Source organism: Pantoea sp. CTOTU49201 (genome assembly GCF_032054795.1).
In the GTDB taxonomy this organism is placed as follows: domain Bacteria; phylum Pseudomonadota; class Gammaproteobacteria; order Enterobacterales; family Enterobacteriaceae; genus Pantoea; species Pantoea symbiotica.
Map to the genome: position 1 here is coordinate 283 of NZ_DAMBSA010000546.1, position 2,128 is coordinate 2,410.

General features: G+C 48.8%; 3 protein-coding genes. 1 reads left to right on the forward strand and 2 read right to left on the reverse strand.

What is annotated here, in order from left to right; genetic code table 11:
* A partial coding sequence (gene hdfR / locus RTY00_RS23540) for an HTH-type transcriptional regulator HdfR (RefSeq protein ID WP_312666575.1) occupies positions 1 to 794 on the reverse strand: 794 nt, incomplete at its 3' end.
* A gap of 121 nt (positions 795 to 915) precedes the next feature.
* Here hdfR and RTY00_RS23545 point away from each other — a divergent pair.
* Entirely contained in the window at positions 916 to 1,254 is a 339-nt protein-coding gene (locus RTY00_RS23545) for a DUF413 domain-containing protein (RefSeq protein ID WP_008106616.1), read from the forward strand.
* A gap of 30 nt (positions 1,255 to 1,284) precedes the next feature.
* On the opposite strand, the gene RTY00_RS23550 is transcribed toward RTY00_RS23545, so the two are convergent.
* Positions 1,285 to 2,128 (reverse strand): YifB family Mg chelatase-like AAA ATPase (locus RTY00_RS23550; RefSeq protein ID WP_312666576.1); only part of this gene is annotated, 844 nt, incomplete at its 5' end.

The following is a 2,128-nucleotide window of genomic DNA, read 5'->3' on the forward strand; positions in this document are numbered from 1 at the left end:
AGCTGACGAATGTGACTTTGCTGATCGCTATTCTTCAGCCACACCGCATATAACGGTCGCACGGCGACGGGTGTATCTGGAATAACCATCAAATCACTATAAATGCCGTGCCAAAAATCAGGTAAAAACGCACAAGCACCGGTGGTGTGCAGTAATTCGCGCGTTAAATGTGCCGATGTCGTGGTTAATACGGGGACATCATCACTAGATAGGTAACTTTCATGCTGATGAAAATCTGCGCCCCATTCCAGCTTGATATAGTCATATTTCTCACGCTTCTCAGTTTTGCGCGCCCGGAATAATGCGAGCGAAATATGGCCTATTTGTTGGCTAGTTAACTCATCCATTTTTGGTGCTTCGGTCGTGATCAATAGGTCCAACTGACGTTCATGCAACTGCTTAACCAGCAAGTGTCGCTGGGCGATACGTGCCTCAAGATGAAGGCTTTCGCGATTCTCATAAAGTGTTTGTAACCAAGGAGTTAAGTAAGCCTCCCAAAGGGATGCACTACCTCCTATCGAAAGCTCATGATGCTGTTGTGTATGTGAGACTTCCTTTTTGGCCATCAGCCAGGTACTCATCAAGCTTTCGGCATAGGGCAATAAACGCTCGCCCGCTGAAGTCAGCCGGATGTTATTACGGTGACGAGTAAAAAGGTTTACGCCCAGCTGATTTTCCAGCTGACGAATGCGAAAACTAACGGCAGATTGCGTGAGGTAAAGCGCTTCAGCAGCACGCCCGAAATGGCGTGTTCTGCTCACTTCGAGGAAAGTTTTCAGTAATTCCGTATCCACTGCATTCTCCCAAAAATTGTTTGTCGTACTGATTTAAATGTTTTGTTTTACACTCTGTCAAGCCTATCTAATACTCCGCGCCATAAATAGCACGGCCATATGAGAGTCAGGAGCGTGTAAAATGGCGGATAGCTTCGCAACAACGAATCGTTTCTTTGATAACAAACATTACCCACGTGGTTTTTCGCGTCATGGTGATTTCACCATTAAAGAAGCTCAGCTTCTGGAGCGCCACGGTTACGCCTTTAATGAACTGGATCTCGCTAAGCGTGAACCCATTACAGAAGAAGAGCGTTCATTTTTAGAAGTATGTCGTGGTCTTCGTGAGCCGCAAACGGAAGCTGAACGTGTATGGTCGAAATATACCGCACGTATTAAGCGACCTAAGCGTTTCCATACGCTATCTGGCGGCAAGCCGCAGATGGACACGGTGGAAGATTTTAGCGATAGCGATGATTAAGAATAGCGGGGCTTATATAAGCCCCGTTTTTTATTCCAGAGTTTTGTGCAGATAGATCATTAAGCGGTCGATGCTGCGATATCCCACTGCTTCCTGCAAATGACCCCGGGTAATCTGCACTTCACCTGCTAAATCAGCGATTGTCCTCGCCACCTTTAAAATCCGCTGCCAGGCGCGTACTGAAAGCCCCAACGAATTCAACACCTCTTCCAGCCATTCAGCATCCTGCTGCTTCAATGGACACCAACGTAAAATCTCCGGGTTTGATAGATGAGCATTCACTTTTCCGCTGCGTGCTGTTTGAATCTGTCGCGCGGCAAGGACGCGAGTTAAAACTTCAGCGCTACTTTCGCTGACTTGTTGCTTCTTACTTAGCGATCCGCTCGGAAGAAGTGGAACTTCTAACGATAAATCAAAGCGATCGAGAAAGGGCCCTGATAGGCGATTGAGATAGCGCAACACCTGCTGAGGTGATGAGCGATTATGATTGCCCTGATAATGCCCGGTCGGGCTAGGATTCATTGCGCCAATCAATTGAAAGCGAGCGGGATAAGTCACTTTAGCGCGCGTGCGTGAAATGGCGATTTCCCCGGATTCAATTGGTTCGCGCAACGCATCCAGCGTTCTGCGCTCAAACTCGGGCAGTTCATCGAGGAATAACACACCGTTGTGTGCCAAAGATATTTCCCCAGGCCGTGGCAATGAACCGCCACCAACCAACGCATACAGTGATGCACTGTGATGAGGCGCTCTGAACGGCCGTTTGCGCCACTGATGATGGAGATTGCCGCTGCTTACCAGACTGGCGATAGCGGCGCATTCCAGCGCTTCCTGGTCGTCTAACGGTGGCATGATACCGGGCAGACGCGTCGCT